We start from the raw sequence: 14,279 nt of genomic DNA on the forward strand, positions 1-14,279 counted from the left end.
TTGCGAGGCCGGGAACGTGTCCCGTTCCCGGCACATTCCTGATACTGAGGATAGATTCATGTCAGTGCTGAAGTCAGCTTCGATAATCCTGCTGGCCTGCGGTGTAGCGCTTTCGGGCTGCAAAATCATCAAGACACCAACAGCGGAAGAAGCCGCAGAAGCACGCGGCGATAATTTCAATCCCGATCGTTCGGTTGCCGGCATTTGGGATTCAAAAGTTAAGCCGTTTTTTGCCGAGAAAACTGCGACGCTTGATGAAGTGATGCAAGCCGCAAATGCCGACGCCGATGCCGCCGGAGCAAAGTACGGCCATCGCGAAAAGCAGGGCAATGCGCCATGGACTTTCGCGGCCAAGCTCGAAGGTACGGTGATCGCGGCTGAAACAAAGTCGCGTGCCGCCTATGTCGATGTCGACAGCGATGGCGATGGCAAGGCCGATGCCCGCGTACAAATCGGGCCGACCGTTCGCGGTACTGCAATCCGCGACAGCCTCTCTTTCGTGAACTTCAACGAGTTTCGCAACCAGATCGACTGGGCGCAGTTCGGCAAGGCTTTCAACACCCGCGTCAACGACGAGGTATTGGCAAAACTGCCGCGTGAAGATCTGGTTGGCATGAAGGTGAAAGCGGAGGGTGCCTTCCCGTTACCGTCAAAGGGCCAGCTTCCTCTTGTGACTCCCGTTTCCATTTCTCTGGAGAAATAGCCATGGAAACGGAAATGAACCCAAAGGACGATATCGTCCTCAAGCTTGAGGATGTTTCCAAGGTCTATTCGGGCATCGTCGCGGTCAAACGTGCCAACCTTGAATTGCGCCGAGGTTCGGTCAATGTGCTTGTCGGCGAAAATGGCGCTGGCAAGTCGACGCTGATGAAGATTATCGCCGGCGTGGAACGCCCGACCATGGGCAAGATCATTCTCGATGGCGAGGAAGTGTCATTCGACAGTCCCGCAGACGCGCAGCAGCGCGGCATTGCGATGATCTTTCAGGAACTGAACCTGTTTTCAAACATGTCAGTGGCCGAGAATATCTTTGCCAAACGGGAGATCACACGCGGTTTGCGCGGTATCGATCACAAGGCGCAGGTTGCAAAGGCCAACGAATATCTCGAGCGCCTTGATGCGGGCATCAGCGCAAATACGCATGTCGCCGATCTGCCGATCGGGCAGCAGCAGCTTGTCGAAATCGCCAAGGCCATCTCGCTCGATGCGCGCATCGTCATCATGGATGAACCGACATCGGCACTTTCTGCAGCCGAAGTGGACATTCTGTTCAAGGTGATTGCTGAGCTGAAAAGTCAGGGCGTGGCAATCGTCTATATTTCGCATCGCCTCGAAGAACTGATGCGGATTGGCGATTACATCACCGTTCTGCGCGACGGAAAAATCACCGGACAGGAAGAGATCAAGAATATCGACACGCAATGGATCGTACGTTCGATGATCGGTTCCGATGCCAAGGATTTTGCCAAGCCTGTAACCCACAAGATCGGTGCAGAGCGGTTTCGCGCCGAAAACATCACCCTGCCGCGTCCGACTGGCGGGTTGGCGGTTGATAATGTATCGCTGGATGTGCGAGCCGGTGAAGTTCTAGGAATTTACGGCCTCATGGGTGCTGGACGCTCAGAGTTTTTCGAATGCGTGATGGGGCAACATGTGCATTCTACCGGCAAAATCTACATTGACGGGGAAGAGTTAAAGGAACGCGACACGACCCGCCGTATCCGGCGCGGCCTGGCGCTAATCCCAGAAGATCGTCAGCGCGAAGGTCTGGTGCAGATTTTATCGATTGCCAGCAATCTGACACTGGCAAGCCTCGACCGTCTGGCGCGCTTTTTCCACATCACGCCAAAGCGTGAAAAACACGCCATCCAACAAGCCATCAAAGACCTTTCGATCAAGGCGCCAAACCCTGAATTCGAAGTGACCTCGATGTCAGGCGGCAACCAGCAAAAGGTCGTCATCGGCAAGGCGCTTATGACCAATCCGAAAGTCCTTTTGATGGACGAGCCGTCACGCGGCATTGATGTGGGCGCAAAGGCCGATGTCTTTCGCACCATGCGCAGGCTTGCTGCCGAAGGTCTTTCCATTCTCTTTTCAACCTCCGACCTGGAAGAAGTCATGGCGCTCTCTGATCGCATCGCGGTGCTGAGCAACGGAAAGCTGATTGCCATTTTCGACCGCGACATAGCGACGGAAGCCGACATTGTTGCCGCTTCGGCCAAGGGCCACGGGCATATGCATGACAACGACCACAACAAACACACAAGGGAACGCGCGTCATGACAGCCAACACGACGACGGTCACCACTGACACAAGCTTCAACGGCGGCTCCGCCCTGCTGACGCTGATGAAGCTGAGAACCTTCATCGCGCTTTTCGCGGTGTTCATCTTCTTCTCGTTCGCGGCACCGAACTTCCTTTCGACCGCCAACCTCATCCTGATGTCCAAGCACGTCGCCCTTAACGCATTTCTTGCAATGGGCATGACCTTCGTCATCATCACCGGCGGCATCGACCTTTCAGTCGGCTCCATTGTCGGGCTTTGCGGCATGGTTGCTGGTGGTTTGCTGATCTATGGTATTGATCTGGGCATCGGCTATACGATCTATTTCAACATCATCGAAATATCGCTGATCACGCTTGCCGTTGGTGTCGCCGTCGGTTTCATCAACGGGTTATTGATTACCAAGCTCAACGTCGCGCCCTTCATCGCAACACTCGGCACGCTTTATGTGGCACGCGGTCTGGCGCTTCTGTCGTCAGACGGCCAAACCTTCCCCAATTTGGTCGGCCGCGAAGATCTGGGAACAACCGGCTTCGCATTCCTCGGATCGGGCAGCATTCTCGGTCTTCCGGTATCGGTCTGGATTCTGATTATCGTCGCATTGGCCGCAGCCTATATCGCGCGATACACACCGCTTGGCCGTCAGATTTTCGCCGTCGGCGGCAATGAACGTGCCGCGCGCATGTCTGGTATCCGCGTCGACCGCGTAAAGATGTTCGTTTATATGTTTTCGGGCTTCTGCGCTGCCATTGCCGGCCTTATCATCTCGTCCGAACTGATGTCGTCGCATCCGGCAACGGGCAACTCGTTCGAGCTCAATGCCATTGCGGCAGCGGTTCTCGGCGGCACCTCAATGTCGGGCGGGCGCGGCACCATTGGCGGCACGATCATCGGTGCATTCGTCATCGGTATTCTTTCTGACGGCCTCGTCATGATGGGCGTATCGTCCTTCTGGCAGATGGTCATCAAGGGCCTTGTCATCATCATCGCCGTGGTGGTTGACCAGGCACAGCGCCGCCTCCAGCAGCGCGTAACACTCATGCAAATGGCAAAAGCGGGTTAAAAATGGCAGAATTGAAAGGCGCTCTGATTGGCTGCGGGTTCTTCGCAATCAACCAGATGCACGCATGGCACGACGTTTCAGGTGCTAAAATCGTGGCAATCTGCGACCGCGATCCTGAGCGGCTGAAGATTGTCGGCGACCAGTTCGGCATCGAACGCCGCTACACGGATGCTGAGGCGCTGTTTGCGGATGGTGGCATTGATTTTGTCGATATCGCCACCACGGTTTCAAGCCACCGTGCACTGGTGGAACTTGCAGCCGCTCACAAGGTGCCGGCAATCTGCCAAAAGCCTTTTGCCAAAACGCTCGATGACGCTAAAGCCATGGTGAAAGCCTGTGATGAAGCGGGCATTCCGCTCATGGTGCATGAAAACTTCCGCTGGCAGACACCTATTCAGGCGGTGCGCGAGGCTCTCGACAGCGGCGTCATCGGCGCACCGTTCTGGGGGCGCTTCTCCTTCCGCTCCGGCTTTGACGTCTTCTCTGGCCAGCCTTATCTGGCGGAAGGCCAGCGCTTCATCATAGAAGACCTTGGCATTCATACATTGGATATTGCGCGCTTCATTCTGGGTGACGTTACAAGCCTTGTTGCACGCACCAAGCGTGTAAACCCGAAGATCAAAGGCGAGGATGTGGCAACCATTCTCATGGACCATGAAAATGGCGCTACCTCTATTGTCGATGTTAGCTATGCCACCAAGCTCGAAACCGATCCCTTCCCAGAAACGCTGATCGAGCTGGATGGCACCGAAGGTTCGATACGGCTGAATCAGGGCTATCGCCTTGAGGTGATTACGCCGCGCGGCACCACGGTTTCCGACGTTTCGCCAAAACTGCTCTCCTGGGCCTCGCGACCCTGGCACAATATTCAGGAAAGCGTCTTTGCCATTCAGCAGCACTGGGTGGATAAGCTCTCGAGCAATAAAGAAACCTCGACATCGGGCGCTGATAATCTCAAGACCTTCGCTCTTGTCGAAGCCGCCTATGACAGTGCCGCGCGCGGCCACCCCGTCAATATTACAGCGCTGCTCCAATGACCGACTTCGATCCTTTCCTGCTCTATGGAACCCGTGAGGCTGAAACCCCGCCGCAGCATCTCAAGGCAGGCTTGCTTTCGGTTGATCTGAGCGATGGTAATCTGCGAACCGTCAAATATGACGGCGTCGAGGTTCTGCGGGCTGTGTCCTATCTGGTGCGGGATCGCGACTGGGGAACCTATAATCCGGAAATCCACGACCTGAACGTCGAAGAAAACAGCACCGGCTTTCTCGTCACCTATCGAGCACGTTACGAAGGCCCAGGTGCTACCCGACTTACCGTTGATGTCCGCATTCAGGCTGAGCGCGGCGGTATGCTGACGTTCGATGCTGTGACCAACACAACGACGGGCTTTGAAACCAACCGTTGCGGCTTCTGCATTCTGCATCCAATCGTCGGGCTGGCGGGTTCACCGGTGACTGTCGAGCATGTCGATGGCACGGTCAATAATACCTGTCTGCCCGATCTGATTGAGCCATGGCAGCCCTTCAAGGATATGCGTGCCATCTCTCATGAGGTTATTCCGGGCGTTTCAGCTGAATGCCGCATGGAAGGCGATACGTTTGAGATGGAAGACCAGCGCAACTGGTCCGATGCATCTTACAAGACTTATGCGCGCCCGCTAGCTCTACCTTGGCCATACCAGATCGAAGTCTCCAAACCCCAGCATCAGCGCATTGTGCTCAACATTGCCGATACGCGCGTGACTTCGCCTAGAGCCACCCCGGATGCGGAACTGGTGAGCATCACAATCGGTGACGCGAGTGGGATAATGCCTAACATCGGTATCATCATCACACCCGAGGAAGCCAAAGCGAGCCTCGCTGCAATAGAGTTGTTGCAGGAAATTGGCCCGCAGGATCTGTTATTTCATTACGATCCGCTGGCCGGACACAAGGGTTCAGCTTTTGCGGATTTTACAGCGATAGCTGCGAAACATAGCGGACACATTTCTCTTGAAATCGCACTGCCTTGCGAGGCAAGCCTTATCGATGAGACGACTGCAATCGCTTCCGATATGAAAGCGGCTGGCTTCACGCCCGATGCAATCATTGTTTCCCCGGCCATAGACCGGCAGTCGACCCCGCCCGGCAGCGAATGGCCGCCCTGCCCGCCACTTGAAGATGTCTATGCGGCAGCAAGAGCCGCCTTCCCGAATGTGCGGCTCGGCGGTGGAATGCTGAGTTATTTCACCGAACTTAATCGCAAGCGCGTTCCCGGCGATCTTGTTGATTTCATCAGCCATTGCACCAATCCGATAGTCCATGCCGCTGACGACCTGAGTGTTATGCAGACACTGGAAGCGCTACCTTTCATCACCCGTTCGGTGCGTGCCATCTACGGGGATAAGCCCTATCGCATCGGGCCGTCTACCATCCCCATGCGCCAGAATCCTTATGGCAGCCGAACCATGGAGAACCCGAGTGGCAAACGGATTGCGATGGCCAATCGCGATCCACGTCACAACGGAAAGTTTGCGGAAAGCTTCGCGATGGCCTACGCCATATCGGTGGTGGATGCTAGTCTCGACAGCCTGACGATTTCCGCCTTGACTGGCCCGTTCGGGCTTATTGCGGGCGAAAATGAACCAACGGCTGCAGGTGGAAACCGTCCGCTCGTCAATACAATAAGGACTTTGACTGGGCTGGCGGGGAAAAAATGGCAGCAGCTTGTTTCGTCGCGGGCTGACCACGTTTTGGCCTTTGCAACGGAGCGAGAATTTTGGCTGGTGAACATTACCTCACAGCCTCAAACTGTAAGCATCGCTCAATTTACCGAGATTGTTCTCGATCCCTATGCAGTTCTAAGCTTGAAACGCTCCCAGTTTTAGTCAGATAGCTGCTTCATCTGATTACGCACTGTCGACAGCTTCTCGGGAAGAGCTTTACGAGCAGGTTTGGCCCAAATCCACGACCAACGTTGCTGCAGATTATGGCGTTACGCGGGGCTGTTGCACTGGCAAGATTTCCGGTTTCGTCCACCCCTTGGAATTTTTTCGAGCTCACTCGTCCAGTTTTATTGCTTTTCAAATATCCTCGTGACTGACCCGAAACTATAATTCGTTCGCAACGAGACTTGTGGTCCCACTGGCTTTCGAAACGGTTGCGTCAGCCACCCGCGACACCCAGCAAGGAGAGAGCCAAAAAGGTTGCGAACAAGACAAAGTGTGTCATGCCCTCGATGGCGTTAGTCTGGCCGTCGTTTAGATTTATGGCCGCCGCAATAAGTGTTATGACGATCAACATCGTCTGGATTGGAGTCATCGCCATGACGATCGGTTGATCGTTGAAAAGCGCGAAACCCTCAATGACGGGAACGGTCAGGATAACCGTCGACAATGATGCACCCAGTGCGATATTGATAACCACTTGCATGCGGTTAGCGAGCGCAGCGCGAAGTGCCGTTAGGAGTTCCGGAGCTGCGGACATAATGGCGACCACAAGCGCTGCCAACGCTATCGGCGCCCCGACCGCTTGAAGTCCGTGCAACAGAAACGCCGACATCACTTCAGCTAACAACCCGATGAGTATAACACCGACGACCAGCACCGCGATTGACGGAGCGAACGGTTCGTAATCGCGGGCGCGACCGCCACGCGTTTTCTTTTCTGGATAGCTGTAGTTGAAAAAATAACTATGCTGGCCAATCTGGTTTCGTAGAAATACCCAGTAGAGCATAGCCATCGCACCCACCGTGAAAACCGAGTAAAGCCGCCATTTCTCGTGAGGAATAAACTCGGGAACGACCATGGATATTCCCATTGCGGTCAGTATCATGACGCCGTAGGTCTTACCGGAATCATCATTATAGGCCTGCTCTCCATATTTCCATCCGCCCAAAAGAGCGGCGAGACCCAGTATTCCGTTAATATCCAGCATGACTGCGGAAAATATCGTGTCGCGTGCAAGCGTTGGTGAGCCGCTATTTCCGTTCATGAGAATGAGAAGAATCAGCACTTCGACGCCGACCGCAGACATCGTCAGCACCATCGTGCCATACGGATCGCCGACCCTAGAGGCGATCGCTTCGGCCCGATGAGCGACCCGCACGGAGACCGCAACGATAGCGGCGATAAGACAGCAGGTCGCGATCAAGGCACTGGCGGGTCCATTTTCCATTATTGTTGATTCTAAAGCAAACGCGACAACGCCGACTCCGAACGCCAGCACCAACAAGATTTCCTGCCAAAGAAATGAAAACATACAATCATCCGATGTGAACTACGACTGTTGATGCGCTGAGGTCAAAAAGGCTGTCTCTTCGGCGCCAACCTACGTTGGGCTTTAGCGACCTGGATCTAAGATAAGGCTTTTCCTTTCCGTTCGTTCCATAGCTTTTATTGCCCATTCCGAACACCGATCGCAAAGAACGCACAGGCTACCGGAAAACAATATCTCAAGTTGTATGTTTGAATTGTACCGTCGAGGTTTTTGCAGCGTACATGAAACAAAACCCCGGGTGGAGGGTTAATCTTCGCATCGCGCAACTTCCCGCCCTGCGCGACAGACGAGTACAAAGGGGAGCCCTTAAATGACCAGTACCAAACAAGGCACTCTTGAAGATCTTTTCTACGATACTCCGAAAGACATTTATTACGCTAAGCGCAATATCCTGAAGACGCTTCCCAAACTGGCCCGGGCGGCCCAGATGAGAAGCTGAAGAATGCTTTCGAGAAACATCGGCTACACCAAGTCAGCGACAAAATGCGGGCTAGGTGACAAAGAAACGGGCGTCTTCTTATGAGAGCTTTGAAGTGTTCCAGACGGTTAGTAAATTAGATTGAAGCTTAAGCATATCGTCGTTGACGATCGTAAACGCGATTTTCTTGGAACGGAGATACGCTATTGTCCGAAGACGACAGCGATAATTCATCATCAGGCAACAGCCAGATCTTACCACGCTGGCGTCGTGCGGCGCTATTCAAACAGCTAGGTCCTGGTCTCATTACGGGCGCGGCCGATGACGACCCGAGCGGCATAGCAACCTATTCGCAAGCAGGCGCTCAATTCGGGTACAATATGCTGTGGAGCATGTTGTTCACCTTTCCGCTTATGACCGCGATTCAGCTGGTCAGCGGCCGGATTGGCAGAGTTACCGGTAAGGGGCTGGCTGCAAATCTGTGCGAAATCATCCCCCGCTGGGCGCTCCTTTGTCTTGTGGCTCTCCTTCTTGTCGCTAACACCATCAATATGGGCGCCAATTTATCCGCCATGGGCGCAGCCGCCAGTCTGGTGACAGACGGCTCTCCTGTCATCTTCACCTTGGCTTTTGGTGTCTTATCGCTCGTTCTGCAACTCTTCATAACCTATGAAACTTACGCTCGCTATCTTAAGTGGCTCACATTGGTTTTGCTTGCCTACGTTGCGGTATTGTTTGTGGCGAATGTCGACTGGCGGGCAGCTTTAAAAGGCATTTTCTGGCCAAGCTTTCCGCTTCGGAGCGAAAGTCTCACGATGATCGTCGCCATATTCGGGACGACCATAAGCCCCTATCTCCTATTTTGGCAAAGCTCCCAGGAAGTCGAAGAAATCGACAATTCAGAAGATGAGGAGCCGCTTCGCAGGGATCCCGCAGAAGCAAAGAAAGAATTGAGACGTATTCGTATCGATACTCTCGCCGGCATGGCGGTTTCCAATATCGTCGCAATCGCGATCATCATTAGCACCGCGGCAACCTTGCACGCATCCGGGAAAACTGAAGTCAGTTCCGCAGCCGAGGTCGCAGAAGCGCTGCGGCCATTGGCAGGAGATTTCGCGTTCTTCATTTTCAGCCTAGGAATTATTGGAACGGGTCTCCTGTCATTGCCTGTGCTTGCGGGCTCGGTCGCTTACGCCTTTGGCGAAGCTCATGGTTGGAAATGCGGCTTGGCAAACAAGCCTTGGGAGGCGATTGGTTTTTACGGCGTGATTGCATTGGCGTTTCTCGTTGGAGTGGCAATTGCGATTTCGCCAATCGATCCTATTGCCGCATTGTTCTGGAGCGCGGTTGTCAACGGCGTCGTTGCGGTTCCCATAATGGCCGCGATGATGATCGTCGCAAGCAGACGCGATGAAATGGGCAAATTCACAATAGGTTTGGCAACAAGATTGTTTGGGTGGATTGCGACCGTAGCCATGGCCGCAGCCGCCATCGCAATGTTTGTATTCTGGTAGCCGTGAAACTGACTAGCATTGTAATTCGTCGCGTCTGCGCTCTAAACACAGAACAAGAGATGGACCCGCCCTTAGCGGATACAGAGACGCCTTCGGGTAAGCCCGCCGTGTGCCAGAAACTGTTCGGTCAGCCGTGTAATCATCTTTCTCCTGTCAGGAACATACGCGATCTTCTGACAGTTTTCACGGACACGGCTTTTGAGAGGAAAAGCTAGTTAAAGGGGAAAACCCTTCTCGCGGCCGACCCTTCTGTCACGCAACGTTTCAATATGGAGGCCAACTTCACCCAGGTCCGGAACAAATAGCTAGAGCAACGTAAAGAACGGCGTATTCGGTACTCGGTCACAAAAGCTGAAAACATCACCATTGAGCAGCGATCAAATATCAAGCATTGACGTACCAAGCACACATTCTGATCTAGTCTCCCGCCCAGCGGTCGCGCGAAAATCGGAGGGAGAGGCTAATAATCTCGGCAAATTCGATATTCAGTCGTTTGGCGAACGAGCAAACCGCTTTAAGCATCAGGGATGCGCCAATCCCCCCATGGTACAAGCAAAATGGGGCGATGTCCGATTCTCTTACTCCCACTCAATCGTGCCCGGCGGCTTTGAAGTCACGTCATAGACAACACGATTAATGCCCCGCACTTCGTTGATGATGCGGGTGGCTGCATTGCCGAGGAAGTTCATGTCGTAGTGATAGAAATCAGCGGTCATGCCGTCTACGGAAGTCACAGCGCGCAGCGCGCAAACGAATTCGTAGGTACGGCCATCGCCCATCACGCCGACAGTCTGAACCGGCAGCAGAACCGCGAAGGCCTGCCAGATGGCATCGTAGAGGCCAGCCTTGCGGATTTCGTCCAAATAGATCGCATCCGCTTCGCGCAGAATTTCCAGCTTTTCGCGCGTGATGCCGCCGGGGCAGCGGATCGCGAGGCCCGGTCCCGGGAACGGGTGACGACCGATAAAGCTGTCCGGCAGGCCGAGTTCCTTGCCGAGCAGACGCACTTCATCCTTGAACAGTTCGCGCAGTGGCTCAACCAGTTGCATCTTCATGCGCTCGGGCAGACCGCCGACATTGTGGTGCGACTTGATCGTGACCGAAGGTCCGCCGGTAAAGGAAACGCTTTCGATAACGTCCGGATAGAGCGTGCCCTGCACCAGGAAATCTGCGCCGCCGAGCTTCTTAGCTTCTTCTTCGAATACTTCGATGAAGAGGCGTCCAATCGTCTTGCGCTTCTTTTCCGGATCGGTTTCGCCTTCCAGCTCGCCGATGAAGCGGTCGGATGCGTCCACGAGGATCAGCGGAAGGTTATAATGTTCGCGGAACATTTCCACGACCTGTTGCGCCTCGTTTTTGCGCATAAGACCATGATCGACGAGGATGCAGGTCAGCTGGTCGCCAATGGCTTCATGCGCCAGAAGTGCCGCAACGGACGAATCTACACCACCGGAGAGCGCGCAGATAACCTTGCCGCTACCGACCTGCTTGCGGATCGCTTCGACGGCCTGTTCACGGTAGGCACCCATCGTCCAGCCCGGCTTTACGCCGACGATGCGATGAACGAAATTCTGCAACAACTTCGCCCCATCCGGCGTATGGACGACTTCTGGATGGAACTGCACGCCGTAATATTTGCGCTTTTCGTCAGCAATGGCTGCAAAAGGCGCATTCGGCGAAGTGCCTATAATCGTGAAGCCATCAGGAAGCGACGTGACGCGATCACCGTGGCTCATCCAGACCTGATGGCGAGTGCCCTTGGCCCAGATTCCTTCGAAAAGCGGGCTGTCTTCCTGCACATCCAGGAAGGCGCGACCGAACTCGCGGTCATGGCCGCTTTCCACCTTGCCGCCCAGTTGGGCGCAGATGGTCTGCTCACCGTAGCAGATGCCGAGAACCGGAATGCCTGCCTCGAAAACTGCCTGCGGCGCGCGCGGCGAGCCGATGTCGGTCGTCGAATGCGGACTGCCGGAAAGGATTACACCTTTCGGCTTCAACCGTGTGAAAGCCTCTTCAGCTGACTGAAAAGGAACGATTTCACAATAGACATTGGCCTCGCGCACGCGACGCGCAATCAGCTGCGTGACCTGGCTGCCAAAGTCGATGATAAGGATTGTGTCGGGATGTGCCGTGATACTCATGTGCAGCATCTATTTAAAAAGTGGCCGGGATGCAATGCCTATATGGGGTATAGACGACATGCTCAACAAGTGCGTTGCTAAAAAAGGATCAATACTGACATACCATTGTCAGGAGCAGATGAGTCCATCAGCGATAGCAGTCTCCAATCGCTCCACAGCAACCGCCAGTTTTTCATCGATAATGTGCAAATATTGCGTCCAGTCGCCAACATGCTGCAACTCGTTTGCGCCATCGGAGATACCGCGCAGCCCGAAAAGCGGCACTTCTGCAAGTTGGCAGGCGCGCAGGCAAGCATAGGTCTCCATATCGACCATATCCGCATCAATTGTCGTATAAGCCTCGCCGGAAACAATGTTTGCGCCCGTTGAAAGCGTTGCAGCAGGGATTTCGGGCACGGAAATCGGAAGTTCAATCACCTTTGGGATATCCAGAAAAGGCGTTGCGCCCTTTTCAAAGCCAAGCGGCGAAGCATCGATATCGCGATAGCATACGGAAGATACCTGAAACACTTCCGCCTGCGGCAATCTGGCTGATCCGGCAGAACCAAGCGAGACCACGAGATCGGGCTTTTCGCCGGCATGGATCAGGCTGCCGAGAGCATATGCGAGATTGGCTGCCGCTTCGACCGGCCCTACCCCGATCATGACCGGCGTGAAGAGCTTCGCCAGATGGCGCCCATATTCTGCATCCACCGCCATAACGTAGAGCAGGCGCTTTCCGGCAACCGTCTTTATCATCCTTGCAAGCCTTTTCTGTCCTGCACGACCATCATCGTCCCGGTCATCGTCGCAATGAGACGCACTTCCGTGTCGGTGACGGCAAATGCCTGTCCATCACTGACCATGATCGTCCGGCCTGGTTTGGTGACTTCGCCACGGAACAGAAAGCGTTCGCCCTTCCCCGGGGCAAGCAGATTTACCTTGAATTCGATCGTCAGCACAGCCGCGTCGGATGGCATTAACGTGAGCGCCGCATAGCCGCAGGCAGAATCGAGCGCAGCTGAAATCATGCCCGCGTGGAGAATGCCGTGCTGTTGCGTCAGTTCTTCACGAAACGGCATTTCGATTTCAACAATGCCGGGCTCACATCGCGCCAGTTCAGCGCCAATCAGCTTCATGGCAGCCTGCCGCCCGAAACTTTCCTCAACGCGTTCCTTGAAATCTGGTTCCGCTACACGGTGCGCCGACATCGGGTCCCCCGCTCTATCCGTTACTTTTACGCATTATCCGGTCCAAAACCGCTTCGCGTTTTTGCTGGAATGCACTATTTCGACCTTTGCAGAATGCTCACATAAAACCCGTCAGTGTCAGTAGACAATGGCGAAAAAACTGCGCCATGCGAGGGGAATACCGGCTGCATGTCACCTGCGTCAGCGACAATTGTGTCCCACAAAATCTGCGGTGCAACTTCCTCAAAATCAGCATTATCCCCGAGAAACCGCGCCACTTGCCGCGTGTTTTCTTCAGCAAATAGCGAGCAGGTGACATAGGCAAGCCGCCCACCCTTTTTCACATAGCGCTTGGCGGATTCGAGCACTTCCCTCTGGTCCTGAACGCGCCGCTCAAGCTGCTGCTCGTTCAGTCGCCATTTTGCATCCGGACGGCGACGCCATGTGCCGGAGCCGGTGCATGGTGCATCGGTCAGCACGAGGTCCATCTGCCCGATGAGCGGGTCGAGTGCGTCAAGATTTCCATGTACCTGCGTATTGCGAACCCCCGCACGCTGCAGCCGTTCGTGCATGGGCGAAAGCCGCGCACGCTCGGCGTCATATGCGTGAATTTGACCGCTGTTTTGCATCGCAGCCGCCAGCGCCAACGTCTTGCCCCCGGCACCCGCACAATAGTCCAGCACCTGCAGACCGGGTTGCGCACCTGCAAAAAGCGCGGCAAGCTGTGACCCGAGGTCCTGAACCTCGAACCAGCCGTCGAGAAAGGCCTGCTCGCCCTGCACATTCGGATGGCGGCCAAGCGCTTCGATCGGCGGTATCCGCAGGGCTTGTACAAGGAACGGCGCCGGTGCAGCACCGGCTTTTTCCAGGGCCGCAAGCGTTTGCTCAGGCTTGACCTTCAAACTGTTGACACGCAGATCAACAGGGGGACGCGTTGCCAGTGCCTTGCCCTCGCCCACCCAGCGCGCGCCAAAAAACTCCTCAAGCGACGCGGCACACCATTCCGGTACGTCTGCCTGAATGTGAGCGGGTGCTTGAGCAATATCCCGGCTTTCCCAGGCGATACGGCGAGGCGGTTCCAGCGTTTCGGGTGCGAATTTGTCGCCGTCGAGGACGGTGTCGATAGCCGCGATATCCATGCCACCATCGGCCAGCAACGCGCCGAATGCCAGAGCGCGTGCATCATCGGCATCCATTCGCCACGCAATGGACAGTTTGCGGCGCAGTGCGTCGTAGACGATATTGCCAATCACAGCGCGGTCACCTGCGCCTGCGAAACGATGGGAAGCGCCCCAATCCTTCAGCACATCAGAAGCCGGGCGCGTGCCCGCTTCGATCTGATCCAATACCTCGATAGCCGCCTGCAGGCGTCCGCCAAGCCGCATTGTGTCTCCTTCTCGAATGCCTGCTCGGGCATAGCCTTCCTTGCAG

Annotated in this window: 11 protein-coding genes and 1 pseudogene; 7 read left to right on the forward strand and 5 right to left on the reverse strand. The window is 55.0% G+C overall.

Going from position 1 to position 14,279, the window contains the following annotated elements; all coding sequences use genetic code 11:
- The first annotated feature begins 58 nt into the window (after positions 1–58).
- Genes J9800_RS15150 through apnL form a run of 5 tightly spaced genes read left to right on the forward strand, consistent with a single transcriptional unit; the run spans position 59 to position 6,216 of the window.
- Positions 59–703 carry a DUF2291 family protein gene (locus tag J9800_RS15150; protein ID WP_114215793.1) on the forward strand — a complete coding sequence of 215 codons (645 nt, stop codon included), beginning with the start codon at positions 59–61 and terminating at the stop codon, positions 701–703.
- A 2-nt stretch (positions 704–705) separates the two neighbouring features.
- Complete coding sequence (locus J9800_RS15155; protein WP_114215794.1) at positions 706–2,283, forward strand: sugar ABC transporter ATP-binding protein; 1,578 nt, start codon at positions 706–708, stop codon at positions 2,281–2,283.
- Positions 2,280–3,347, forward strand: coding sequence for an ABC transporter permease (locus tag J9800_RS15160; RefSeq protein ID WP_112590783.1), 1,068 nt, complete (start codon positions 2,280–2,282; stop codon positions 3,345–3,347). Before J9800_RS15155 ends, J9800_RS15160 begins: the two co-directional genes overlap by 4 nt.
- Before the next feature lie 2 nt (positions 3,348–3,349).
- A complete protein-coding gene (locus tag J9800_RS15165; RefSeq protein WP_114215795.1) occupies positions 3,350–4,384 on the forward strand; it encodes a Gfo/Idh/MocA family protein in 1,035 nt (344 codons plus the stop codon).
- Complete coding sequence (gene apnL, locus J9800_RS15170) at positions 4,381–6,216, forward strand: D-apionate lactonase (protein WP_114215796.1); 1,836 nt, start codon at positions 4,381–4,383, stop codon at positions 6,214–6,216. Before J9800_RS15165 ends, apnL begins: the two co-directional genes overlap by 4 nt.
- Positions 6,217–6,493: 277 nt before the next feature.
- On the opposite strand, the gene J9800_RS15175 is transcribed toward apnL, so the two are convergent.
- Positions 6,494–7,588, reverse strand: coding sequence for a calcium:cation antiporter (locus tag J9800_RS15175; RefSeq protein ID WP_114215797.1), 1,095 nt, complete (start codon positions 7,586–7,588; stop codon positions 6,494–6,496).
- Positions 7,589–7,916: 328 nt separating this feature from the next.
- Here J9800_RS15175 and J9800_RS15180 point away from each other — a divergent pair.
- Both J9800_RS15180 and J9800_RS15185 read left to right on the forward strand, forming a co-directional pair.
- Positions 7,917–8,068: pseudogene (locus J9800_RS15180) on the forward strand (DUF892 family protein); the annotation flags it as partial.
- Positions 8,069–8,230: 162 nt separating this feature from the next.
- Complete coding sequence (locus J9800_RS15185; protein WP_112590776.1) at positions 8,231–9,538, forward strand: Nramp family divalent metal transporter; 1,308 nt, start codon at positions 8,231–8,233, stop codon at positions 9,536–9,538.
- Between the two features lie 578 nt (positions 9,539–10,116).
- Here the strand turns inward: J9800_RS15185 and guaA are convergent.
- The 4 genes from guaA to J9800_RS15205 all read right to left on the reverse strand — a co-directional run bounded on the left by guaA (position 10,117) and on the right by J9800_RS15205 (position 14,233).
- Positions 10,117–11,679, reverse strand: coding sequence for a glutamine-hydrolyzing GMP synthase (gene guaA, locus J9800_RS15190; RefSeq protein WP_114216112.1), 1,563 nt, complete (start codon positions 11,677–11,679; stop codon positions 10,117–10,119).
- Between the two features lie 108 nt (positions 11,680–11,787).
- A complete protein-coding gene (locus J9800_RS15195) occupies positions 11,788–12,417 on the reverse strand; it encodes a 5'-methylthioadenosine/S-adenosylhomocysteine nucleosidase (RefSeq protein ID WP_114215884.1) in 630 nt (209 codons plus the stop codon).
- Positions 12,414–12,869 carry a PaaI family thioesterase gene (locus tag J9800_RS15200; RefSeq protein ID WP_100650611.1) on the reverse strand — a complete coding sequence of 152 codons (456 nt, stop codon included), beginning with the start codon at positions 12,867–12,869 and terminating at the stop codon, positions 12,414–12,416. Before J9800_RS15200 ends, J9800_RS15195 begins: the two co-directional genes overlap by 4 nt.
- Positions 12,870–12,943: 74 nt before the next feature.
- A complete protein-coding gene (locus J9800_RS15205; protein ID WP_114215885.1) occupies positions 12,944–14,233 on the reverse strand; it encodes an RsmB/NOP family class I SAM-dependent RNA methyltransferase in 1,290 nt (429 codons plus the stop codon).
- Between the last annotated feature and the right edge of the window lie 46 nt (positions 14,234–14,279).

Source organism: Ochrobactrum sp. AP1BH01-1 (assembly GCF_018066705.1).
In the GTDB taxonomy this organism is placed as follows: domain Bacteria; phylum Pseudomonadota; class Alphaproteobacteria; order Rhizobiales; family Rhizobiaceae; genus Brucella.